This window comes from Streptomyces sp. KMM 9044 (assembly GCF_024701375.2).
In the GTDB taxonomy this organism is placed as follows: domain Bacteria; phylum Actinomycetota; class Actinomycetes; order Streptomycetales; family Streptomycetaceae; genus Streptomyces.
On sequence record NZ_CP113910.1, the window covers coordinates 4,436,273 to 4,460,688 of the forward strand.

A 24,416-nucleotide genomic window follows, 5' to 3' on the forward strand; every position below is an offset into this window, starting at 1 on the left:
GCCTCACAGTCCGCGCCAGCCCCGTCACTCACCTGATTGGCCGTCACGTTGCTGGAAGGGACCTATGCGGCAGCTGCCGCCCCCTCGCAAGCCTCTGACGCGCCGCAGCAGAAGGCGGCAGCCACGCAAGCCGCCGACATCCCGTCCGCCCGGGTGGCCGCCCGACTGTCCGGGAAGCGGGTCGAGGCGCTGTCCGAGCGCACCGAGACCTCCACGACGTGGGTGAACAAGAACGGCTCGCTCACCACCGAACTCACCGCCGGACCCATCCGGTTCGAGGACGGCGCCACCGGAAAGTGGCGCGAAGTCGACCTCGACCTGGAGCGGAGCACGGACGGCACGGTCGAACCCAAGGCTCACCCGCGCGGCCTGCAGATGGCGGGCAAGTCCGGCACGCCGGCGGCCTCGCTGAAGGCCGCGCGCGAGGCCAAGGCCACCGACCTGGTCACCCTCGGCGAGGGCGACCGGCAGATCACCCTGCAGTGGAAGGGCGGGCTGCCCAAGCCCGAACTTGACGGAACCCGGGCGGTCTACCCCGAGGCCCTGCCCGACGCGGACGTCGTCATCGAGGCCACCCGCACCGGCTTCGAGCAGTTCGTCGAGATCAAGAAGCGCCCCGCTTCCAATGACTACTCCTACACACTGCCGCTGAAGGCCAAGGGCCTGAAGGCCAAGCAACTTGGCGACGGCAGCGTCCAGTTCACCGACAAAAAGGGCAAGAAGCAGGCAGTGATGCCCGCGCCGGTGATGTGGGACTCCACCGTCGACAAGAGATCCGGTGAACACACCCACCAGGCCCGGGTCGGCATGAAGGTGGTACAGAAAGGTTCCTCCGTCGACCTGGTGATCACCCCGGACGCGGAGTTCCTCGCCGACCCGGAGACGAAGTACCCGGTGACGGTCGACCCCTCGACCTCCTCGCTGGGCAACGTCTTCGACACCTACGTCCAGCAGGGCACGACCGTCGACTGGTCCACCGACGTCGAACTGGACTTCGGCAACCCGGGGACCACGAACGCCGACGGCACCCCCCCGCACTGCGCAGTCCTTCATCACCTGGAACACCACCCCCGTCCAGGACGCCCTCGTCCTGGACGCCAAGCTGAGCCTGTGGAACTTCCACTCCGGCAACAACGCCGACTGCAAGGCGTACCCGTGGGAGGTGTGGTCCTCGCCCGCGGCATCCACCTCCAGCCGGTGGACCAACCGGCCGGTCATGACGGCGAAGAAGGCCACCTCCACCGAGACCCGCGGCAACACCTCGTGCACCAGCCAGCCCGACGGCTGGATCAACGCCGACGTGACCACGCTGGCGCAGGAGTGGGCCTCGGCCAAGGCCACCCGCGGCCATATGGGCATCCGCGCCACCGACGAGTCGGTTGCGGCGCAGTGGAAGCGCGTCAACTCCGCCAACGCTGCCACGAACCCACCGAAGCTGGTGGTCACCTACAACTACCGGCCGCGTACCGGCACCAAGCAGGAGGCCGGCCCGCCGTACTTCTCCTACAGCGGCGAGTACGTGGTCAACACCACTACGCCGATGCTGCGGGACACGTTCATCGACGCCGACGGTGACAAGGTCAACGGCACCTTCCAGATCTTCGACAACGCCACCAACACCCAGGTCGGCGACGTCATCGTCTCCAAGTACGTGCCCTCCGGGCAGGTCGCCTCGGTGACCGTCCCAACCGGGGTCCTGACCGACGGCAAGACGTACAAGTTCCGCACCAGCCCGTACGACGGCACGCACTACAACGCCGGCTGGTCAGCGTGGAAGACGTTTGCCGTTGACACCAAGGCGCCCTCCGCGCCCTCGAAGGTCACCTCGACGGACTACCCGTCGAACGCCTGGGTCAAGGGCGCCGGCCAGGCGGGCACCTTCACCGCCACCCCGCCCTCCGGCAGCGACCACCACTGGCTGGAGTGGTCGCTGGACGGCGTCGCCTGGACCAAGGTCACCACCAGCGGCTCCAGTGCCGCCAAGGCCATCTCCATCACTCCGCCGAAGGACGGCACCCACACCCTGCAGGTGCGCGCTGCGGACAAGGCGGACAACAAGTCTGAAGCGATCGAGTACACCTTCCACGCCGGTCCCGGCGGCTTCCTCCAGCCCTCCGGCGGCGAGCGCACTACCCGCCGCCTGCCGCTGGTCGCCGAAGCCGACGCGAGCAAGTACGACAAGGTCTCCTTCTCCTGGCGCCGCTCCGAGGCCGACGGCTGGGTGAAGATCCCCGTCGGGGACGTCACCGCCAACGGCAACGCCCTCACCGCCTGGCCCGTGGCGCTGACCAACGGTAAGAACGCACAGCTGGTGTGGAACGCCACCAGCACCGTCGACCCCGACGGCTCGGTGCAGATCAAGGCCGACTTCACCGGCCCCAACAGTGCCTCGGGCAGCACTGAGCCGCTGACCGTCGTCGTCGACCGCAGCGCCGATGGCGCCGCCACGCAGGAGATCGGTCCCGGCTCCGTGAACCTGCTCACGGGCACCTATTCGATCGATGAGGCGGACACCTCCTACTACGGCATAGGAGTGAACCGCACCGCCTCCTCCCGCACGCCCGACGCAGGGGCAAAGCAGGAGGGCCAAGCGGCGATCTTCGGCAAGGAGTGGGTAGCCGGCACGACAGCGGAACTGACCGACTCTGACTACTCCCATCTGAAGCAGATCTCCGCCACCGCCGTAGCCGTCGTCACTGCCGACGACAGCGAAATCCACTTCACCGCCAACGCGGCCAAGACCGGCTGGGTTCCCGAGCCCGGCGCGGAGCACCTCACCCTCAAGGGCAGCACCACTGGGTCCTTCACACTCACCGACAATCAAGGCGTGGTGACGGAGTTCGCCAAGCCCGACACCGACGCCACCACCTGGCAGGTCTCCAGCACTCTGCTGGACGGGCTGTCCAACTCCACGACCACAGTGGTCTCCGAGGCGGTGACGGTGAGCGGGGCGAAGCTGGCTCGTCCCAAGCGGATCATCGCCCCAACCTCGGCGGTGTCCGCGGCGACCTATAACACGACTCCGACCACCAAGGGCTGCCGGGTGCTGGAGTTTGTCTACGCCACCTCCACCACGGCCACGCTCGACTCCTTTGGCGACTACGCGGGACAGGTCAAGGAGGTCCTGCTCTATGCCACTGGCAAGGGAGGTTCCTCTGCGACCGCGAGGGCCGTGGCCACCTACCGCTATGACGCCGAAGGCCGTCTGCGCCAGGCGTGGAACCCCCGCCTGGCGCAGTCGACGCAAACTCAGTACGCGTACGACGCAGCGGGCCGTGTCACGTCCTACAGAATGTCCACCGACCAGCCGTGGACCTTCACCTATGGCAAAGCTGGTTCGGCCGCGGCCGCCGGTGAGGGCATGCTGCTCAAGGCGAACCGTCCGGCACTGAAGCAGGGCACCACGAACACGGTCGAGGGGACCGCGGCCACCACCGTCGTCTACGACGTCCCGCTCACCGGCACCGCGGCCCCCTACAAGATGGGTGCCTCGGACGTGAAGGCGTGGAGCCAGACCGACGCACCGACCGATGCCACCGCCGTGTTCCCGGCCGACGCCACGCCGACCTCGCATTCGGGCAGTGACCTCACCAGCGGCTCCTACGCACGCGCCAAGATCCATTACCTGGGCGTCTCCGGCCGCGAGGTCAACTCCGCGTCTCCAGGTGGACACATCACGACCACGGAGTACGACCGGGCGGGTAACACGGTGCGCGAACTGACCGCGGCCAACCGGGCCGTCGCCCTGGGGCTTGCCACTGCCGACAAGGCGGCCCAGGCGGACCTCGGCATCGCCCAGCTCACCAGCGCTGAACGCGCGGACCTGCTCGCCACGCGGACCGTCTATAACGACACCGGCACGCGCGAGCTGGAGAGGTTCGGATCGCTGCACCGGATCAACCTCACCACAGACCTGAAGTCTGGTACGACTACCCTCGTTTCGGCCGACTCCTCGGTCACCGCCCGCACCTGAACGGTCAACGAGTACGACGAAGACCGTCCCACAGACGGCACCGCCAAGATCAAGGATCAGATCACCGAGACGACGGTCGGCGCCCAGGTCCGGGAGCACCCCACCGTCCACGGCGAGACCCGGGTCACGCGGACCGTTCACGACTGGGCCAAGGGACAGCCGGTCAAGACGATCCAGGACCCGAACGGGCTGGCTCTGACCACGGTGAGGGGATATGACACCCAGGGACGGATTACCAAAGAACAGCTGCCTGGGGCCAGCGGCACCGATGCCGCGACCCAGGTGACCACCTACTGGTCCGCCGCCGGCAGCGGCACCTGCGCCGGCCGCCCGGAGTGGGCCGACCTGCTCTGCTCCACCGGCCCGGCCGGGGCCATCACCGGCGGCGGCAGCAATCCCACCCAACTGCCCACTAACACCTATGAGTACGACTCGTGGGGCAACACCACGGTGGAGATCGCCACCGCCAACGGCGTCACCCGGACCAGCAGCACCACATACGACGGTGCCGGCCGCCCGACCACCGCAATCGTGACCGGCGGCACGGGGCAGGCTGTCCCGACCACCACCATCGACTACGACAGCACCACCGGCCGCGCGCTGACGAGCAGCTCGACCACAGCCGGCACCATCACCAAGACGTACGACACCCTCGGCCGCCAGATCTCCTACACGGATGCCGACGGCGGGACCACCAGGGCCGAGTACGACCTGCTCGACCGCCCCGTCAAGACTACGGACAATTCACCGTCGACCGTCACATACGCGTACGACACGGCGGTTGAGCCGCGGGGCCTGGCGACCAAAGCCACGGACTCGGTCGCGGGCGCCTTCCAGGCCACGTACGACGCGGATGGAATCCCGAGCACCGAGAAACTGCCCGGCGGATACAGCCTGAACGTGGGGAGGAACCCCGCGGGCGAGATCACCGAACGCGCCTACACGCGTGACTCAGACGGCACGCTGGTGTACTCCGACACGGTCACCTCGTCGGTGCACGGCCAGGCCACCTCGCACGCCGGGTGGTCGGACCAGACGCACCGCTACGACGCAGTCGGCCGACTGGCCGAGGTCCAGGACACGTCGGCGACGATCTGCACCCGGCGGTCCTACACCTTCGACGCACGCGCAAACCGCAAGTCGCTGACCACGGCCACCAGCGCGCCGGGCATGGACTGCCCGACCAGCGGCGGCACAACCGTGGCCAGCACCTACGACAGCGGCGACCGCCTCGTAGACAGCGGCTACACCTACGACGCCTTCGGCCGCACCACGGCCCTGCCCGGAGAGGGCACAATCGGCTATTACGCTAACGACCTCGTCTACCAGCAGACCGCCGACGGCAGGCGGCAGACGTGGCAGCTGGACGCGAACCTGCGTCTGCGGTCGTGGACGACGGAGTCGGGCAGCGGCAGCACCTGGACCCAGACCGGGTCCAAGGTGAACCACTACGGCGGTGACGACGACGCACCACGCTGGATCGTCGAGAACACGACCACCGGAGAGATCAGCCGCAACGTCGACTCGCTCTCCGGCGACCTCGGCGCCATCACTGGCCAGACCGGCGGGACTGTGCTGCAACTCAGCACCATCCACGGCGATGTCGCCCTCCAGCTCCCGCTGGACACGTCCCAGGCTCCGATGGCACTGGACAGCGACGAGTACGGCAAACCCAGGACCGGCCAGTCCCCCACCCGCTACAACTGGCTCGGCACCAAGCAGCGCTCCAGCGAGACGGTCACCGGCCTCAGCCTCATGGGCGTCCGGCTCTACAACCCCGCGACCGGACGCTTTCTGTCGACCGACCCGGTCTTTGGAGGCAACGCCAACGCGTACGAATACTGCGTGGGCGACCCCGTCAACTGCTACGACCTCAACGGAACCTTCCGCTACAGCTACTGGAAGAACCCGTGGTGGTCGCCCATCCAGTATGGGTGTGGCTCCTTTGGAGGGACGGCCCTAGCTGCGTGAACTGCGGCTTGAGGCACGCCCGAGTGATCGACTCGACCACGACAGCGGGTCACGCGGTGACCGGCACCCTCCGCGCTGTCGATCTTGATGCGACGCGCGGGCGTGACCTGCTGGTTCCGAAAGGATCTCCACGACCGGCAGTCGAGCCCAACCGGCAAATGCCCAGCTCAGCCTGTCCCTCCAAAGGAGCCACACCCATCCAGTATTACTGGGTGCAAGTCAAGTTCACACGCAGAGAGACGGGGCGGCTGGCCGCGGGAGCGGCAGCAGCTGCCGGTTTGCTCGGTATCGTGAAGGACTATGTCCCCGGCAACTGGAAGCATGCCGTCAACGCCGCGCGCTACTACTCTTGGTACGTTGCCACTTCGGCTGGCTACATCTACAGCTTCACCAAGAGCTGCGCCGTCCTGCGGGGAGGCTGGGCCAGGAGCAGATGGGGAGGAAGGCCCTATCCTATACCCCCCACGGTCTGGAGGACTTAGGTGCTGACTCCGTGAACCCTGAAGAGCAACCGATGATGACGACCTCTGGTCGTCTGATGGCCGCGGCTGAAGCACTCGCATGTGTGACCCTGGCCGGGATGTGCATCGCCATGGCCCTGACAGGGGACCACCTCGCCTGGCTATTCGGCTTCGGAAGCCTGAGCTTTGCATGGGACCTGTGGCGCAGGCTCGGTAAGGCGAAGGCCAACTCGAACCCGATGGGTCAGCACGACCGCTGACGCGTCCCTATCAGGACAGAGGGTCTGCCGTGGGCACCACGGCAGACCCTCTGTGTGAGGGCAACCGTCGACGCTCGGAGGGATGGTGACTGGGTCGACGCCGGCAAGGACGGCTGCAGCACCCGCAACGAAGTCCTCCTCGAAGAGGCCGTCAACGCGCCCGAACAGTCCGGGCGCTGCACGCTGACCGGCGGCACCTGGTACAGCCCCTACGACGACACCTACGTCAACGGCGCCCGCGGCCTCGACATCGACCACCTCGTCCCCTTGGCCGAAGCCTGGGACTCCGGCGCCGGCACCTGGACGGCAGCCGAGCGCGAGGCCTACGCCAACGACCTCGACGACCAGCGGGCCCTCATCGCCGTCACCGCCCGCTCCAACCGGTCCAAGGCCGATCAGGATCCCGCCACCTGGCAGCCCCCGGCCGAGACCTACCGCTGCCAGTACTACACCGACTGGGTCACCATCAAGACCCGGTGGCAACTCGCCATCGACCCCGCCGAACAGACCGCCCTCGAGGAGCTCGCCGACGCCTGCCCGAACACACCCGTCACCGTAGAAACCGCACGCTCACAGCACAGCGCCGCCGGTACGTGACTTCGCGGGCATGATCGCCATTTACTTTCTCGGTCGTGCGCTCTGGGCCACCGACGACCACCCTGTGCCCGACACCGGCGAGGGAACCGGGTGGTCGGAGTTCCATGAGCCCGAGGCCAGCGCCTGACCCCGCGCTCCCCTCAGTCCGGGGTGCGGTGTTCGTCGTTCAGGTGGACCATGGCGAAGCCGCTTTCTTCGGGGTGGCGGGCCAGCCGCGCCATCACCCACGCGGTCCGGGCGTCCATCCCCTCACCGAAGTCGGCGGCCAGACGCCGCGCCTGCCACGTCGTGCGCGGGGCGAGCACCCATCGGCGAGCGGGAACCGGCCCCGGCCGGTGCCGACAATCGTCTGGCCAGCTCCGTCGGGGGAGTCCTCACTAGCTGTTTCTCAACCGTCGGGTGTTCGATGGCGTCCCGTACGGTGTCCTGGATCAGGTGACGGAGTCCGGGAGTGGGCATGAGGACGGGGCCCTGTTCATAGCGTGTCGGTTGTCTAAGCCAGCCACGCGAGGAACAAAGCCCCGTCATGCAGAACGCTACCGTCGTCCTGTCCGATCGTCCGTTGCCCGACCTGCGGTTCGCCGCGGAGTGTGACTGCCTCGCTCACTTGTACGGCAATGCCGGGGACCGGCCGCTGCGGGCCCGCGTCTACGCGACCGATCTGACGGACGAGGAATGGCAGATCGTCCGGCGGGTGATGCCTGTGCCGGGCTGGCTATGTGGCCGCGGGGGCAACCCGGAGGGTTTCTGCCACCGCGAAATGATCGATGCGGTGCGGTACTTCGTCGACAACGGCATTGAGGTGCCCCGGAGTTTCCGGACAGGGACCCAATAGGGTTGTTCTGTCAAGGAAATGAGGAAGTTCGAAGTGGCGCCACCCAGCAAGTACACCCCGGAGTTTCGTGAGGAAGCCGTCCAGATGGCACTCCGGTCCAGCAAGACCATCTCGGAGACGGCCCGCGAGCTCGAATTGAACTCGGAGACACTCCGGGGCTGGGTGAAGAAACACCAGAAACGGAACGAGCCAGCTGCCGGTGCACCGTTGACGCTCGATGAGCGGGCGCGCTTGAAGGAACAGGACCGGCGCATCCGTGAACTGGAGGCGGAAGTCTCCTTCTTGAAAAAAGCCGCAGCGTACTTCGCGAAGGATCCCCGGTAGCGAGCAAGTACGAGTTCATCGAAACGATGCGGCTCGGCACAGCGGAGTGCGCGTATTCCGTCGAGTTCATGTGTGAACGGCTCGGCGTGTCCAAGTCTGGCTATTACGAATGGCGGAACCGTCCCAATTCTGCGACGGTCCAGCGGCGCGAGGAACTGAAACTGCTCATCAAGAAGGCATTCGACATGTCCGACAGCACCTACGGCTACCGGCGCATCCACGCCCAGCTCGCCCGCTGGGGCCACACCGCCGGCCTGGAGCTGATCCGTATGCTGATGCGTGAACTGGGCCTGGTGCCCTGCCAGCCGAAGCCGAAGCGGTGGTCGCTCACCAAGGCCGCCGCGGGCGCCGTGCCGGATCTCGTCGGCCGCAACTTCACCGCCGACGCCCCCGGCGAGAAACTCGTCGGCGACATCACTTACATCAAGACCGGAGAAGGGTGGCTGTATCTCGCGACCGTCATCGACTGCTGCACGAAGGAAGTCATCGGCTACGCGATGGACGACCACTATCAAACTCCCCTCATATCCCAGGCAATTCGCAACGCGGCACGGAACAGGAAACTCGCCGACGGCGCGATATTTCACTCCGATCGCGGGTCGAACTACATGTCAGCAGAGTTCGCGGCGACGCTGAAGCGGTTCAGGCTCCGCAGATCTTCCGGGCGTACCGGGGTCTGCTTCGACAACGCCATGGCAGAATCGTTCTTCGGGGCCTTGAAGAACGAGCGGGTTTCCCGCGTGACTTACCTGCCCCGAGAGGCCGCCCGACAGGACATCACTCGATACATCGAACTCTGGTACAATCACAAGCGCCTCCACTCGGCTGTTGGTTACCGCCCGCCGCGAGAAGTCCACGCCGAATACACGGAGTTGCACATAGCCGCGTGAAATAGACGGTCAGCTCACTGTCCGGAAAACGCGAGGCCCCTCAGCTTTCGGTGAGATTGGATCATCGCAAGTCGGATGAATGCTTTTCGATGTCAATCATAACCCTCTGTATCAAATCCCGCTTTCTAACGAGGGCGCCAAGAGGCTGATTGACTTTTGGCGCCTCCACGAAGAGCTGGGAGATGGTGGAACTGGTATTGTTCATGACTTCAGGGATCCTGATTGGGGCACACGTTTCCTGGTACGGCAGCCGCACTTCGTTACTTGACCTGCGGGTATGGGTTCTCGATGGGGCGTCGGAGGCGGGTTCTGCGGTGATGCCGGCGAGCTCTGGCGCGGTGCCGGTCGCGCCAGTTCTGCCAGCGGATCCGGTGCTCGAGCGTGGCCTGACGGGGATTCAGGGCGCCGAGCAGGTTCTTGATCGCGGCGACGGTCAGCGGGACGTGTCCGGGGTCGACGGGTGGGATGTCGTCGGGGTGGGTCGGCGGCCTGGCCTGGGTGTCGGTCCGGGGCCGGGCCCCGGCGGCGGTGACCGAGCACACCGCAAGGGCGATCATGACCAAAACGGTGTGGCGGCGGATCGCCCCGTAGAGTCAGAAGGGCCTGAAGCTGGGCACCATGTTCGAGGCCCGCTTCCAGCTCGGCCGGCACTGGGAGGAACACTTCGGGCAGAAGGCAGGCACCGCCTACGACGACCAGGACATCCCCGTCCCCACCCTCCTCGACTGGATCGACAAGCCGCTCCCGTACGGTCTCGAGCCCACTCTCGCCAACCTGGTGCTGTGCGCCTACGCCGAGCGCACCGACCGGGTGTGGACCTACCACGACAGGCCCGTCGAGGTCGCCGACCCCACCGCCCTCAAAACCGTCTACCGCCTGCGGGCCCAGGAACGCCCCACCGAGGAGGCGTGGAACGAGGCAGTCGAACGCGCGGCACTCGTCTTCGGCGAAGCCCCGCTGTCGCCGATGCGCCGGGCCCGCATCATCGCCGAGTTCAGCGACCGCGTCCGGGCGCGCGCCGCACAGCTGCGCACCGCGGCCCGGAAACTCGTCGACGAGCTGGAGACGCACGCCGGTTACCTCGGCCTGGACACCGACGACGACGAGGGCCGCCTCGGCACCGCGCGCCGGGCGGCCGTCCTCGTGGACGACCTCGCCGAGGCCGACCGGCACGACCCGCTCTCCGTCGTCACCCTCCTCGCCGGTGCCGACACCGGCGACCGGGCCGGACAGGAGCGGATCGGCACGTCCCTGTCCAGTGCGCCCGCCGTCATCAGCGCGCTGGCAGGGGTCCCCTGGTCCAGCGTCTACGACATGGCCCGTGACGTGCGCGAACCGTACGCCACCGAGACCCGTGCCGTACTCGACTCCCTGCACGGCACCGCACGGGCGGACGAGAACACGGCCGTCCTCGGCACCGCCCTGGAGAAGGCGACCAGGGAGCTCACCGCGATCCTGCGCCGCGCCAACGCCGCACAGACCCCGCCGCCCGCACCCCCCGCCACCCCGCAGCCCGGCCCCGCGCCGGTGCCCGCCCCCAAGCGGTTCCCCCTGGACGACCACGGCACCCCGGGCCGCAACGGCAACGGTGCGTCCGCCACCGTCCCCGAGCAGCCGTACGGACAGTACGAAGCGGAAGCCGTGGACGCCGTCGACCGGCTGCAGGCGGAACTCGCAGACGTGGCCGAGACCCACCCGCATGTCCGTATCCAGGTCACGTGGCAGGTGATCGACCAGCCGTGAGCACGAACAGCACCACCGCCCCGCCGCCCGGTCCCAGCACCGGGCGGTCCCGGCCCAGGCCCGCCCACCCCGCCGCGGTCGTCCAGGTCCTGGAAGCCCGTTCCTTCACGGAGGGCGAGCCCCGCATCGTCCTCATCCGTGCCGAACCGCACTGGAACGGGCCCCGCCTGCTGCCGCTCGGCGGCGGCCGGACCGCACACATCGCCACCGCCGTCTCACCGCTGGCCGTGCTGGACACGCTCGCCGCATGGGACCGGAGCGACACCGGTGAGCGGGACGTACTCGCCGTCCTCACCGACGTGGAAGAAGCCGGCCTCGGCCCCGGTCTCCTCGCCCGGGTCTACCGCAACCGCGTCTACCCCATAGAGTCCTGGGCCGTCGTCCGCCGCCTCTTCTGCGCCGTGGACCTCGACCCCCGCCTGACTGCCGAGAACTGGGCCGCCGAAGCCCTCATCGATGCCGCAGGGCAGGAGAGCTGGCCCAAGACCCCGGGCACGATCCTCTCCCGCGACACCGCCCTGTCCAGGCTCGCCGCCGGGCGGCTCTCCACCGCCGCCCATCGCCTCGACCCCGACCGGCTCGACCTGCACGCCCTATTGGCCTGGTCTCTCGCCCCCGGCGCGGTCGAACGCGTCGCCTCGCTGCGCGACCAGGAACGACGCGGACTCGCATCCTGGCTCGCCGACCCCGACCGGGTGGGCCTTCGGTCACACCAGGCGCTCACCGCCCTGTTCGCGCTCTTCGAGGCGGGCAACGGTGCGGACGCGGTGCCCATGGGATTGGTGTGCGCCGCTCTCTGGGGCGAGAAGGCGCCCAGAGGCGTGGACCGTGCCCGTGGCCGCGCGGAACTGAAGTTCGACGGCCGGCGACTCGACGACGACAGCTTCGCCGCCTTCGGCGCCGAGACCGAGGACTACGTCCGGGTCCTGCTGACCGCCCGCTCCGCGGACGTGACCGAGGACGAACCGGTGCTTCCGGGGCCCGACCCCCGCGCCCTCATGGCCCGCGCCGACGCCCTCATCCGCGACATGGGAGCAGAAGACGCGGCCGCCGCCAGCGACCTGCTCGAAACCGGGCAGCGGGCGCGCTACGGAGCCGTCGCCCGTGCCCTCACCGCCTGCGTCCCCTCCAGTCCGGGCAAGGGGCCGGCCGAGCGGCGCATCCGCGACCTGAAACACACCGTCGAGCACCTGACCGGCCACGAGCTGTCCCGGCTCGCGAGCCACCGCGCGACGATGACCCGGATCCGCATGGCGCAGCGGCTCGTCCACTGGCTCGCCCAGCCCTCGGCCACCGCGTTCACCACCGCGGCCGGGGCGGTGCAGCAGCACATCACCACGTACGGATGGGTCGACCTCGCCCACGGCTGGATCACCGACGGCGACCACACCCACCCGGAACTGCCCGGCGCCCTCGCCGCACTGAGCACCGCCGTACAGGCCCGACGGCACACCCTCGACGAGGCGTTCGCCACCCGCCTCGCCGAGGAGACCCGCAGCGGCGCCGCACCGCGCGACGCCCTCGTCGTGGAGGACTTCGCCCGCCGCGTCCTCGCCCCGGTCGTCAAACCCGCCCGCCCGTCGAGCGCCGGAAACCCGCCACTCCTCCTCGTCGTCCTCGACGGGGCGAGCGCCGCCGTGGCCGCCGCCCTCGCCGAACAACTGCGCACCCGGTCCTGGGCGGAGTACGACCCCGTGGCCGACACCGCGGGAGACCGGCGACGGCGCGGCATGCTCGCCGCACTGCCCACGATCACCCGCGCCTCCCGCGGCTCCCTCTTCGCCGGCGAACTCACCGAGATCGACCAGCAGGAGGAACGCAGACGCTTCGCGGCACACCGTTTCTGGGGCGGAGCCGACGTCCGGCTCTTCCACAAGGCCGGCCTTCGGGGAGACGCGGGACACGCCCTCGGCAGTGAACTCGCCGAGGCACTCGCCGACCCCGACACCCACGTCGCCGTCGTCGTCAACACCATCGACGACCGCCTCGGCGAGGACCGGGCGACGTCCCACTGGCAGCTGAACGAACTTCTCGGCATGGAGCAACTGCTGGCCCAGGCCCGCACCACCGGCCGCGCCCTGGTCGTCACCGCCGATCACGGACACGTCATCGACCACGGCACCGACAAGGAGAACGTCCCCGACGCCCTCTCCGCACGGCACCGCAGAGGCACCACACCCGCGGGCCGCGGCGAAACCGTCCTCACCGGACGGCGCGTCGTCGCCGAAGGACAACGCATCACCGCCCTGTGGGACACCGGGCTGCGCTACGGAAACCGGCAGGCCGGCTACCACGGCGGTGTCGCCCTTGCCGAAGCCGCCATCCCGGTGCTGGCCTTCGTCCCCCACGGCGCATCCGTGCCCAAGGGGTGGAGGGAACTCGGCCCCCAGCGGCCCTCCTGGTGGTCCCTGAAAGAGGACACCGTTCCCGGCGTACCGGCCCCGTCCCCGCAGACACCGGCCGTCACACCGTCGGCCAGGCGCACCCCCACGGCCGCCGATCTGCGGAAGAAAGCGGAAGAGCAGCAGGTCGCCGAGCACGAAACCGGTCAGGGAGCGCTGCTGTCCTTCGACGAGATCAGCACGGCCGAGCCGACCGGGACGGCCGCACCGCCTCCCCCACCCGCCCCCGCCTCGGCCGCCGAACAGCTCACCGCGGCACTGCACGCATCCGACATCATGAGCGCCCAACTCGGCTCACTGCCGCGTCCCGAGGAATTCGACACCGTCGCACAGGCCGTCCAGGCCCTCGTCGACGCCCACGGAATCCTGCCGATCACCGTGGTCGCGGAACGGGCCGGGAAACGCGCCACGCGCGCCGCGGGCTTCGCCGCCACACTGCAACGCGTACTCAACTACGACCAGGCGGAGGTCCTCACCCTCACCGACAACGGACGCTCCCTCCGGCTCGACGTACCGTTGCTGCGACGGCAGTTCCGCCTCGACACGACGGGCGGAGCACGGACGTGACACCCCAGGGCATCAGCCCCGAACGCCGCATGCGACTGATCGACGCCCTGCGCCGGGGCGCCGTACCCGAGACCGGGCTCGGGGTCCTCGCGGTCGGCCTCGGCCGGTTCGAGACCGCCGTCGACGCGGAACTCGACGCGGTCGCCACCGGGTCGGCCGTCTTCAAGGCCGTACGGGGTGAATACGGCTCGGGCAAGACCTTCTTCACCCGCTGGCTCGCCGAACGCGCCAAGCAACGTAACTTCGCCGTCGCCGAAGTACAGGTCTCCGAGAACGAGACCCCCCTGCACAAACTGGAGACGGTGTACCGGCGGCTCACCGAACGCCTCGCCACCAGCACCTTCCCGCCCAGCGCCTTCCGACTGGTCGTCGATGCCTGGTTCTACGCCCTGGAGGAGGACGCACTCGCCGCCGGCGCCACCGACGACGAACTGCCACAGGCCGTGGACGGCCTTCTCACCGCCCGCCTCGCCGAGGTATCCCGCGTCGCACCGGCCTTCGCCACCGCCCTGCGCGGCTACCGGCGCGCCCAGGACGCGGGCGACGACGCCACCGCCGACTCCGTCCTCGCCTGGCTCGGCGGGCAGCCCCACGTCGCCGCGGCGGCCCGCAGAAGTGCGGGCGTCCGAGGCGACCTGGACCACTTTGGAGCACTCGGCTTCCTCCAGGGCCTGCTGACCGTCCTCAAGGACTCCGGCCACCCCGGGCTGCTCCTGGTCCTCGACGAGGTCGAGACCCTGCAGCGAGTCCGCTCGGACGCCCGGGACAAGGCACTCAACGCACTGCGCCAGCTCATCGACGAGGTGCACTCCGGACGGTTCCCCGGTCTTTACCTCTTCATCACCGGCACCCCCGCCTTCTTCGAGGGACCGCAGGGCGTCCAGCGACTGGCGCCGCTCGCGCAGCGCCTGGCCACCGACTTCACCACCGACGCCCGGTTCGACAACCCGCGCGCCGTGCAGCTCAGGCTCCCCGGCTTCACCGTGGAATCCCTGACCGAACTCGGCGGCAGGGTCCGGGACATCCATGCCTCGGGAACCGAAGGAAAAACAGCCGAACGGGTACGGAGCGTCGTTGACGACTCCTACGTGACCGACCTCGCGCGCGCCGTGGCAGGAAGCCTCGGCGGCAGAGTCGGCATCGCACCGAGGCTCTTCCTCAAGAAGCTCGTGGGCGACGTCCTCGACCGCGTGGAACAGTTCGAGGACTTCGATCCGCGCAAACACTACGCGCTCACGGTCACGGGCACCGAGCTCACCGGCACCGAGAGGAACGCCGCGGCAGGCTCGGCCGACGACATCGAACTCCCTCTGTGAGGTGCCCGTGAACGCCGGCGACACCCCGGACGCGGTCGACCGGCTTCACCCCGTCGTCCTGCACCACATCGCCAACACCCTCGGCTGGCCCGATCTGCGGCCCCTCCAGAAGGCCGCCGTCCATCCGCTCATGGACGGCACGGACACGCTGCTCCTCGCCCCCACCGCCGGCGGCAAGACCGAAGCCGCAGCCTTCCCACTGCTGTCGAAAATGGCCCGGGCACGGTGGACGGGGACCTCGATCCTCTACGTGTGTCCGCTCAAGGCACTGCTCAACAACCTGCTGCCGCGCCTGGAGAGCTACACCTCCTGGCTCGGACGCTCCGCGGCTCTCTGGCACGGCGACGTCTCACAGACCCGACGCAAACGCATTCTGTGGGAGCGGCCCGACATCCTGCTGACCACGCCGGAATCGCTGGAAGCGATGCTGGTCAGCGCACACGTCGATCACCGTGTCTTCTTCTCGGGACTGCGGGCGGTCGTCGTGGACGAGGTCCATGCCTTCGCGGGCGACGACCGGGGCTGGCACCTCCTCGCCGTGCTGGAGCGCCTGGAGCGGGTCGCCGGCTGCCCGGTGCAGCGGATCGGCCTCTCCGCGACTGTGGGCAACCCCCCGCAGCTCCTGGCCTGGCTGCAGGGTTCCGGTGCCGGGAAACGGCCCTCACAGGTGGTCGACGTCAGCCGCTCCGCCCCGGCGGCCGCTCTCCCGCCGCCCGGAGACATCCAGCTCGACTACGTGGGCTCCCTGGAGAACGCCGCCGCCGTCATCGCCGCACTCCATCGAGGAGAGAAACGCCTGGTCTTCTGCGAGACTCGACGGCACGTCGAGAAGCTCGGCGAATGCCTGCGCGCCAAGGGCGTGACCACGTTCCTCTCGCACGCCTCCCTCGCGGCCGACGAGCGCCGACGCGCCGAGGAAGCGTTCGGTGAGGCGCGCGACTGCGTCATCGTCTCCACCAGCACCCTCGAACTCGGCATCGACGTGGGCGACCTCGACCGCGTCGTCCAGATCGACGCCCCGTCCACCGTGGCGTCCTTCCTCCAACGCCTGGGCCGGACCGGCAGACGGCCGGGATCCACCCGCAACTGCCTCTTCCTCACCCTCGACGAGGACGGCCTGCTCACCGCCGCGGCCTTGCTCCTGCAGTGGTCACGGGGCTGGGTCGAACCAGTGGTGGCCCCACCCGAACCCCGGCACATCGTCGCCCAGCAGGTACTCGCCCTCTGTCTGCAGGAGAAGACCGTCGGGGAACACCTCTGGCAGGAATGGTGGGGCGGACTGGGCCCCTTCGGGCCCCCGGCCGAACCGATCGTGAAACATCTGATCGGCGAGGGCTACTTGGAACGAGACGGCGGCATGCTGTTCATCGGTCCCGAAGCGGAGCAGCGCTTCGGCTACCGCCACTTCATGGACCTGACGGCGGTGTTCACCGCGGCACCGGAGTTCACCGTGCTCTTCGGCCGTAAGGAGATCGGATCGACCGACCCGGCCCTGCTGACCGAGAAAGTGGCCGGACCACGACGCCTCCTGCTGGCGGGACGCAGCTGGCAGGTCACCTACATCGACTGGTCCAGGCGCCGGTGCTTCGTCGAGCCCGTGGAGAGCGGAGGCAAGGCGCGGTGGGCCGGAGCGGGCTTCGCCCGGGGAGCCTCGTACGCACTCACACGCGGCGTTCGCGAAGTCCTGCTCGGCACCGATCCGCCCGTGACCCTGACACGCCGCGCGCACGACGCCCTGGCCGCAGCCCGCGAAAACGCCGTGGAACGCGTGCACCCGGGCGGAACCGTCGTCGTCCGTGGCGGTCGCGACACCGGCGTGCGCTGGTGGACCTGGGCCGGACAACGGGCGAACGCCACGCTCGCGGCCACTCTCAGCGAGATCGCCGACCCCCTCCAATACCCCACGGACGCCTGCATCCGCCTCCGGGAAGACCTGACAGCCACCGAATGGAAGCAGGCCAAGGCCCGGGCGGCGCAGCAGCTCAGCCTGCCCTCCGTGGATCCGCGTGCAGTGCGGGGGCTGAAGTTCGGCGCCGCCCTGCCGGAACGCCTCGCCACCGCCACGCTGGCCGTCCGCCTGGCGGATGCGGACAGGGCCGCCTCGGTCCTCGGGGAACCGGCCCGGTTCCCGGCGGCCCCGCCCTCCTGATCCACGGGCCTGCGCAGGCGGCAGGTCTCAGGAGTTGTACGTACCCTGCGCCCGCTCCAGACCGTCGATCACCAGACACTCCACCGCGTCCGCGCCGGAACGCCTCGCCACCGCCACGCTGGCCGTCCGCCTGGCGGATGCGGACAGGGCCGCCTCGGTCCTCGGGGAACCGGCCCGGTTCCCGGCGGCCCCGCCCTCCTGATCCACGGGCCTGCGCAGGCGGCAGGTCTCAGGAGTTGTACGTACCCTGCGCCCGCTCCAGACCGTCGATCACCAGACACTCCACCGCGTCCGCCGCCCGGTCCACGAAGTAGTCCAGCTCCTTGCGCTCCGCCGACGAGAAGTCCCGCAGCACGTAGTCCGCCACCGGCATCCGCCCCGGCGGACGCCCGATCCCGAACCGCACCCGGTGGTAGTCCGCACCGAACGCCTTCGTCATCGACTTCAGCCCGTTGTGGCCGTTGTCGCCGCCCCCCAGCTTCAGCCGCAGCGTCCCGTACTCGATGTCCAGCTCGTCGTGGACCGCCACCACCTGCGCCACCGGCACCTTGTAGAACTCCCGCAGCGCGTTCACCGGCCCGCCCGACAGATTCATGAACGACGTCGGCTTCGCCAGGATCACCCGCCGGTTCGCCGGCCCCGGCGGCCCGATCCGGCCCTCCACGACCTGCGCCTGCGCCTTTCCGGCCCGCTTGAAGCGGCCCGAGATCCGCTCCGCCAGCAGGTCCGCCACCATGAACCCCACGTTGTGCCGGTTCCCGGCGTACTCCGGCCCCGGATTGCCCAGCCCCGCAACCAGCCAGACAGCCGCCGCATCGGTCGTCACGTCGATGTCTCCTTCGTCCCGCGTCCGCGTCCGCGTCTCGTCCTCGGTCCCGTCCCCGTGCGCGCGTCGGCCGCTGCCCCCGGCACGGGGACAGCGGCCGACGCGCAGTGGAGACCGCGTAGCGAAGACTACGAGGAGGATCAGGCCTCGGCGGCCTCGTCCCCGTCACCCTCCGCGGACTCCTCGGCCTGCGCGGACAGGACCTGCAGCACCACGGTGTCCTCGTCCACCGCCAGCGTCGTACCGGCCGGCAGCTTCACGTCCTTGGCGAGCACCGCGTCACCGGCCGTCAGGCCCTCGATCGAGATGGTCACGCCCTCCGGGATGTGCGTCGCCTCGGTCTCGACCGGCAGCGCGGACAGGACGTGCTCCAGCAGGTTGCCGCCCGGTGCCAGCTCACCCTCGGTGTTCACGAAGATCTCGACGGTGACCTTCTCGCCGCTCTTCACCTTCAGCAGGTCGACGTGCTCCAGGAAACCCTTGATCGCGTCACGCTGCACGGCCTTCGGGATCGCCAGCTGGCTGCCCTCACCGTCGACGGCCAGATTGATCAGCACGTTCGGCGTACGCAGCGCCAGCAGCAGCTCGTGGCCCGGCAGCGTCACGTGCAGCGGCTCGAGGCCACGCTCGTACACCACGCCCGGAACCTTGCCCTCACGACGGATACGACGCGCCGCACCCTTGCCGAACTCGCGCCGCGTCTCCGCGTGCAGCTTCACCTCGGACATGCTCACCACTCCTCGAAGTCAGAAACCGTTGGGGATACCCCCGCTCCGTGGAGCTTGGGGAAGGTCACCCGGCCACGAACGGCCTGCTACGAAGAGCGCGTCGATAACGGACCGCCGTACTCCGCCCCTCACGAAGCGGTACGGCCTCCCTCGCCGAGCAACTGGAGCAGTCTACTCGGAGAGGGGGGCCCTACCCAAAACGATCAGCCGGGGCGCCGGCGGAACCCGGAGCGGAACCCTTACCGCTCGTCGAACAGGCTCGTCACCGAACCGTCCTCGAACACCTCGCGCACCGCACTCGCGATCGTCGGCGCGATCGACAGCACCGTGATCTTGTCCAGGTCGCCGCTCAGCTCACCCGGCGTCGGCAGCGTGTCCGTGAACACGAACTCGCTCACCCGCGAGTTCTTCAGCCGGTCCGCCGCCGGACCCGACAGCACGCCGTGCGTCGCCGTCACGATCACGTCCTCCGCACCGTGCGCGAACAACGCGTCCGCCGCGGCGCAGATCGTGCCACCCGTGTCGATCATGTCGTCCACCAGGACGCACACGCGGCCCTTCACCTCGCCGACCACCTCGTGGACCGTGACCTGATTCGCCACGTCCTTGTCCCGCCGCTTGTGCACGATCGCCAGCGGCGCACCCAGACGGTCGCACCAGCGGTCCGCCACCCGCACGCGCCCCGCGTCCGGCGACACCACCGTCAGCTTCTCCCGGTCCACCTTCGTGCCCACGTAGTCCGCCAGCAGCGGCAGCGCGAACAGGTGATCCACCGGACCGTCGAAGAAGCCCTGGATCTGGTCCGTGTGCAGATCCACCGTCAGTACCCGGGTCGCCCCCGCGGTCTTCATCAGGTCCGCGATCAGGCGCGCCGAGATCGGTTCACGCCCACGGTGCTTCTTGTCCTGCCGCGCGTAACCGTAGAACGGCACGATGACGGTGATCGACCTTGCCGACGCACGCTTCAACGCGTCGATCATGATCAACTGCTCCATGATCCACTTGTTGATCGGCGCCGTGTGGCTCTGGATCAGGAAACAGTCCGCCCCACGGGCCGACTCCTCGTACCGCACATAGATCTCGCCGTTGGCGAAGTCGAAGGCCCTCGTCGGCACCACCCCGACACCCAGTACGCGGGCGACCTCCTCGGCAAGCTCGGGGTGGGCGCGGCCGGAGAAGAACATCATCTTCTTCTGGCCGGTCGTCTTGATCCCGGTCACAGCACTATCTCCTCAGAGGTGTCGCAGAAACTCGCGGCTCGACGGCGAGAGATCCCCCGGACCGCTCAGGCGGCACACGAAAGGTCATCTCACCTGATGGGGTGCGGATGTGCACTTATCACGATACGACGACTCTGGCGCACCGCTTTCCGGTCAATCCTGCCCGGCCGACTCCCGGGCAGCCTCCTCCGCGGCCCTCGCGGCAGCGCTCCCCGGACGCTTGCGAGCCACCCAGCCCTCGATGTTCCGCTGTTGGCCCCGGGCCACAGCCAGCGAGCCGGGCGGTACGTCCTTCGTGATCGCAGAGCCGGCGGCAGTGTAAGCACCGTCCCCGACGGTGACAGGTGCCACGAACATGTTGTCCGCCCCGGTCCGGCAGTGCGACCCGACCGTCGTGTGATATTTGTCCTGCCCGTCGTAGTTCACGAACACGCTCGCCGCACCGATGTTCGAGAAATCGCCGATCGTCGCGTCCCCCACGTACGACAGATGCGGAATCTTCGTCCCCTCGCCGATCGACGCGTTCTTCGTCTCCACGTACGTGCCGATCTTTCCCTTGCGGCCCAGCCGCGTCCCCGGACGCAGGTACGCGAACGGACCCACCGAAGCCTCCGGGCCGACCTCCGCACCCGACGCCACCGTGTTGTCCACCCTCGCGCCGGCCCCCACCCGGGTGTCCGTCAGCCGTGCGTTCGGCCCCACCTCGCACCCCTCGGCGAGATGCGTCGCGCCGTGCAGCTGCGTCCCCGGGTGCACCACCACGTCCCGCCCGAACGTCACCGTGACGTCCACCCACGTCGTGGCGGGGTCGACGACCGTGACCCCGGAGAGCATGGCAGCGGTCAGCAGCCGGTCGTTGAGGATCCGCCGCGCCTGGGACAACTGCACCCGGTTGTTGATTCCCGCGATCTCCCGGTGGTCGCCCGCCACCGACGCACCCACCCGGTGCCCCGCCCCACGCAGAATCCCCAGCACGTCCGTCAGGTACTCCTCACCCTGACTGTTGTCCGTCCGCACCCTCTTCAACGCATCCGCCAACAACACGCCGTCGAACGCGAACACACCCGAATTGATCTCCCGGATCGCCCGCTGCTCCTCGGACGCGTCCTTGTGCTCCACGATCGCCGTCACCGCACCCGAGGCCGCGTCCCGCACGATCCGCCCGTACCCCGTCGCGTCGGGCACCTCGGCCGTCAGCACCGTCACCGCGTTCCCGTCCGCGGAATGCGTGGCCGACAGCCGCCGCAACGTCTCACCGGTCAGCAGCGGAGTGTCACCGCAGACCACCACCACGGTCCCGTCCACGGAGCCGCCCAGCTCCTCCAGCCCCCTCCGCACCGCGTGCCCGGTGCCGTTCTGCTCCGCCTGGACGGCGGCACGTACGTCGGGGGCGACCTCGGCGAGGTGCGCGATCACCTGCTCGCGTGCGTGCCCCACGACGACGACCAGGTTCTCCGGCTCCAGCTCACCGGAGGCGGCCAGCACGTGACCCACCAGGGAACGGCCGCAGATGTCGTGCAGGACCTTCGGAGTGGCCGACTTCATACGGGTGCCCTCGCCCGCTGCGAGAACGACGACGGCTGCCGGGCGATTGGCGCTCACAAGGATGCCCTTCGGCTGTAAGGGGGAGGGGGGACATCCGCAGGATACCGGGGTGGGTGTGGGGGGACATGGGTGCGGGCCCCGACCTGGAGGTCGGGGCCCGCACGCGAGGAGCTCCCCCATCAGGATTTGAACCTGAACTTAAGGGACCAAAACCCTCAGTGCTGCCTGGTTACACCATGGGGGACGGAGCTCGAGCCGACCGGACATCCGGTGGGGCTGTCGAGTCGGCACCCAACACTATGCCGTACCAAGAGCCTTCGATGCGACGGTACGGGTCGGCACCCTTGAGGACTTCGGTCACGAGGCGCCCCTGACGGGGCCGCCCGCGTTCTCGCGTGCCGCCTCGGAACGGGGCCGCCCAAGTGCCGTCGGGGCCTTCGGGGCGGGTGCGCCCGCCCGGTGCGTGTGCCGCAGGCGTACCATTCGGGCGGAATGTGGGCTTCCGGGTCGAACGGCGTACGGTTCGGTAGTTCGGGGGATTTCGGGGTGTATCGCATCTGAACGGTCACGGGATGTGGCGGGGGCCAGTCGGGGAAAGTCCCCGGAAATCCGGCACCGGGCGCCTTTAGGGTGGAGGCATGACCACGACGGGGGAAGACCATGTGACGGCCCGTGGAGGGCCGTGGTGGTGGGGCAGACGGCGTAGTGCCGTGCTGGATGTGAGCCTTGCGGTGGTGTCCGCGCTGGAGTGCGGGCTGGAGGGGATTCCGTTCGCGCGGGACGCGGGGATTCCGGTGGCCGTGGGGGTGCTGTTCGGGTTGCTGGCGGGGTCGGTGCTGGTGGTGCGGCGGCACTGGCCGATCGCCGTGGTGCTGGTGGTGATCGCCATCACGCCGGCACAGATGGGCTTTCTGATGGGCCTGGTGGGTCTGTACACGCTGGCGGCGTCGGAGTTGCCGCGCCGGATCACCGTGTCGCTGGCGGGGATGTCGCTGGTGGGGACGTTCATCGCGACGTTGGTGCGGGTGCGCCAGGACATGGCGCGGGGGGAGTTGGAGCTGGGGGACTGGTTCGTTCCGTTCGCGTCGATCACGACGTCGGTGGGGCTGACCGCGCCGCCGGTGCTGCTGGGGCTGTACGTGGGGGCGCGGCGGCGGTTGATGGAGAGTCTGCGGGAGCGGGCGGACAGTCTGGAGCGGGAGCTTCAGTTGCTGGCGGAGCGGGCCGAGGAGCGGGCCGAGTGGGCGCGCAACGAGGAGCGGACGCGGATCGCGCGGGAGATGCATGACGTGGTCGCGCATCGGGTGAGTCTGATGGTGGTGCATGCGGCGGCGTTGCAGGCGGTGGCGCGGAAGGATCCGGAGAAGGCGGTGAAGAACGCCGCGTTGGTGGGGGACATGGGCCGGCAGGCGTTGACGGAGCTGCGGGAGATGCTCGGGGTGCTGCGCTCCGGCGGGGACGGTGCGCAGCGGGGCGCGGGGGTCTCGGTGCCGTTGGCGGCGGTGGGCGTGGCGGCGGCCGCGGCGGCGTCGCGGGCGGTGAGTGAGGAGCGGCCCGGTGGGGGTGAGGGGCCGAGTCTCTCGGAGATAGACGAGCTGGTGGGGCAGTCGGCGGCTGCGGGGATGGTGGTGGCCCTGCGGGTGGAGGGGGAGGGCCGGTCGTACGCGGGGGAGGTGGAGTCGACGGCGTACCGGGTGGTGCAGGAGGCGCTGACGAATGTGCACAAGCACGCGCCGGGGGCGAAGACGTATGTGCGGCTGGCGCATCGGGTGTCGGAGATCGCGATGCAGGTGGAGAACGGGCCGCCGCCGCAGGCGGGGTCGTCGGCGCGGTTGCCGTCGGGTGGGAACGGTCTGGTGGGGATGAAGGAGCGGGTGTCGGCGCTGGGTGGGGTGTTCGTCTCGGGGCCGACGGAGGCGGGGGGTTTCCGGGTGTCGGCGGTGATTCCGGCGTCGTAGGGCGGGCGACGTCCGGGACCGGCGTCCGGCAACGGCGACTGGTGCCCGGCAGCCGGCGAACGGCGGCCGGGTGTCCGGCGGGCGGGGTGGCCGGTCAGCCTGTGGTGAGGCGGGTGGGTTCGGTGCCGGAGACGAGGGTGGTGAGGCCCTGGTCGATGTGGTGGCCGAGGTACCAGTCGCCGGTGTGGTCGAGGGCGTAGACGCGGCCTTCGGTGTCGATGGCGACGAGGGTGTGGGTGTCGGGGTCGGCGCCGACGGGGCAGACGTCGGTGTCGAGTGCGCGGCCGAGGTCGCCGAGTGTGCGGGCCATGTGGAGGCCGTGGAGGGGATCGAGGTGGAGGGTGGAGGGGGCGAGTTGGCGGCCGGGGCCGGTGGGGGTGATGTGGAGTCCGCCGAATTCTGCCCAGGCCTCGACGGCGGCGGGGAAGACCGTGTGGCGGTGTCCTGCGGGCGAGGTGTGGTCGCGCAGGGTGTCGGCCCAGATTTCGGCTTGTCTGATGTCCCAGTGTCCTGGTTGCCAGCCGGCGGTGCGCAGGGCGGTGGCGACGGCGTCGGGGAAGCGGTGTGAGATTCCCCCCGGTTCGGGTGGGGCCGGGTGGTTGGGGGAGGGGGCGTGGTCGGTGCGCATCTGCCGTTCGTCCGTCGTGGTGG

Annotated in this window: 16 protein-coding genes and 2 pseudogenes; 11 read left to right on the forward strand and 7 right to left on the reverse strand. The window is 69.2% G+C overall.

Annotation, left to right across the window (positions count from 1 at the left end):
* Positions 1-36 precede the first annotated feature (36 nt).
* From HUV60_RS20070 to HUV60_RS20080, 3 genes and pseudogenes are all read left to right on the forward strand, one after another.
* Positions 37-5,887 (forward strand): annotated as a pseudogene (locus HUV60_RS20070) (RHS repeat-associated core domain-containing protein); the annotation flags it as partial.
* A gap of 550 nt (positions 5,888-6,437) precedes the next feature.
* A complete protein-coding gene (locus HUV60_RS20075; RefSeq protein ID WP_257848635.1) occupies positions 6,438-6,665 on the forward strand; it encodes a hypothetical protein in 228 nt (75 codons plus the stop codon).
* Positions 6,666-6,719: 54 nt separating this feature from the next.
* Positions 6,720-7,262 (forward strand): HNH endonuclease family protein, encoded by a 543-nt coding sequence (locus tag HUV60_RS20080; protein ID WP_257848636.1) that lies wholly within the window; start codon positions 6,720-6,722, stop codon positions 7,260-7,262.
* A gap of 140 nt (positions 7,263-7,402) precedes the next feature.
* On the opposite strand, the gene HUV60_RS20085 is transcribed toward HUV60_RS20080, so the two are convergent.
* Positions 7,403-7,567: a hypothetical protein gene (locus tag HUV60_RS20085; protein WP_257848637.1), complete on the reverse strand. Its 165-nt coding sequence runs from the start codon at positions 7,565-7,567 to the stop codon at positions 7,403-7,405.
* Positions 7,568-7,788: 221 nt separating this feature from the next.
* On the opposite strand from HUV60_RS20085, the gene HUV60_RS20090 reads away from it, so the two are divergent.
* From HUV60_RS20090 to HUV60_RS20100, 3 genes and pseudogenes are all read left to right on the forward strand, one after another.
* Entirely contained in the window at positions 7,789-8,097 is a 309-nt protein-coding gene (locus HUV60_RS20090) for a transposase (RefSeq protein ID WP_257848638.1), read from the forward strand.
* A gap of 18 nt (positions 8,098-8,115) precedes the next feature.
* Positions 8,116-8,421: a transposase gene (locus HUV60_RS20095; RefSeq protein WP_257847782.1), complete on the forward strand. Its 306-nt coding sequence runs from the start codon at positions 8,116-8,118 to the stop codon at positions 8,419-8,421.
* Between the two features lie 14 nt (positions 8,422-8,435).
* A pseudogene (locus tag HUV60_RS20100) lies at positions 8,436-9,311 on the forward strand (IS3 family transposase); the annotation flags it as partial.
* 260 nt (positions 9,312-9,571) lie between these two features.
* Here the strand turns inward: HUV60_RS20100 and HUV60_RS20105 are convergent.
* Positions 9,572-9,868 (reverse strand): hypothetical protein, encoded by a 297-nt coding sequence (locus tag HUV60_RS20105; RefSeq protein ID WP_257848639.1) that lies wholly within the window; start codon positions 9,866-9,868, stop codon positions 9,572-9,574.
* Between the two features lie 61 nt (positions 9,869-9,929).
* Here HUV60_RS20105 and HUV60_RS20110 point away from each other — a divergent pair, with 61 nt between their 5' ends.
* From HUV60_RS20110 to HUV60_RS20125, 4 genes are read left to right on the forward strand one after another with little or no spacing between them, the layout of a single operon-like run.
* Complete coding sequence (locus tag HUV60_RS20110; RefSeq protein WP_257848640.1) at positions 9,930-11,054, forward strand: hypothetical protein; 1,125 nt, start codon at positions 9,930-9,932, stop codon at positions 11,052-11,054.
* Entirely contained in the window at positions 11,051-14,023 is a 2,973-nt protein-coding gene (gene pglZ / locus HUV60_RS20115; RefSeq protein WP_257848641.1) for a BREX-2 system phosphatase PglZ, read from the forward strand. Before HUV60_RS20110 ends, pglZ begins: the two co-directional genes overlap by 4 nt.
* Positions 14,020-15,339, forward strand: coding sequence for a BREX system ATP-binding protein BrxD (brxD, locus tag HUV60_RS20120; RefSeq protein ID WP_257848642.1), 1,320 nt, complete (start codon positions 14,020-14,022; stop codon positions 15,337-15,339). Before pglZ ends, brxD begins: the two co-directional genes overlap by 4 nt.
* 7 nt (positions 15,340-15,346) lie before the next feature.
* Positions 15,347-17,488, forward strand: coding sequence for a DEAD/DEAH box helicase (locus HUV60_RS20125; protein WP_269441210.1), 2,142 nt, complete (start codon positions 15,347-15,349; stop codon positions 17,486-17,488).
* A gap of 229 nt (positions 17,489-17,717) precedes the next feature.
* Here the strand turns inward: HUV60_RS20125 and pth are convergent, their stop codons facing one another.
* From pth to glmU, 4 genes are all read right to left on the reverse strand, one after another.
* On the reverse strand, positions 17,718-18,320 hold the full coding sequence (gene pth / locus HUV60_RS20130; RefSeq protein WP_257850173.1) for an aminoacyl-tRNA hydrolase: 603 nt from the start codon (positions 18,318-18,320) through the stop codon (positions 17,718-17,720).
* Positions 18,321-18,454: 134 nt separating this feature from the next.
* Positions 18,455-19,042: a 50S ribosomal protein L25/general stress protein Ctc gene (locus HUV60_RS20135; RefSeq protein WP_257848644.1), complete on the reverse strand. Its 588-nt coding sequence runs from the start codon at positions 19,040-19,042 to the stop codon at positions 18,455-18,457.
* 239 nt (positions 19,043-19,281) lie between these two features.
* Positions 19,282-20,262 (reverse strand): ribose-phosphate diphosphokinase, encoded by a 981-nt coding sequence (locus HUV60_RS20140; protein WP_042171761.1) that lies wholly within the window; start codon positions 20,260-20,262, stop codon positions 19,282-19,284.
* A gap of 153 nt (positions 20,263-20,415) precedes the next feature.
* On the reverse strand, positions 20,416-21,864 hold the full coding sequence (gene glmU, locus HUV60_RS20145; RefSeq protein ID WP_257848645.1) for a bifunctional UDP-N-acetylglucosamine diphosphorylase/glucosamine-1-phosphate N-acetyltransferase GlmU: 1,449 nt from the start codon (positions 21,862-21,864) through the stop codon (positions 20,416-20,418).
* A 581-nt stretch (positions 21,865-22,445) separates the two neighbouring features.
* Between glmU and HUV60_RS20150 the strand changes: the two genes are divergently transcribed.
* A complete protein-coding gene (locus HUV60_RS20150; RefSeq protein ID WP_257848647.1) occupies positions 22,446-23,765 on the forward strand; it encodes a sensor histidine kinase in 1,320 nt (439 codons plus the stop codon).
* Positions 23,766-23,859: 94 nt separating this feature from the next.
* Here the strand turns inward: HUV60_RS20150 and HUV60_RS20155 are convergent, their stop codons facing one another.
* Positions 23,860-24,393: an SUKH-3 domain-containing protein gene (locus HUV60_RS20155; protein ID WP_257848648.1), complete on the reverse strand. Its 534-nt coding sequence runs from the start codon at positions 24,391-24,393 to the stop codon at positions 23,860-23,862.
* Positions 24,394-24,416 lie beyond the last annotated feature (23 nt).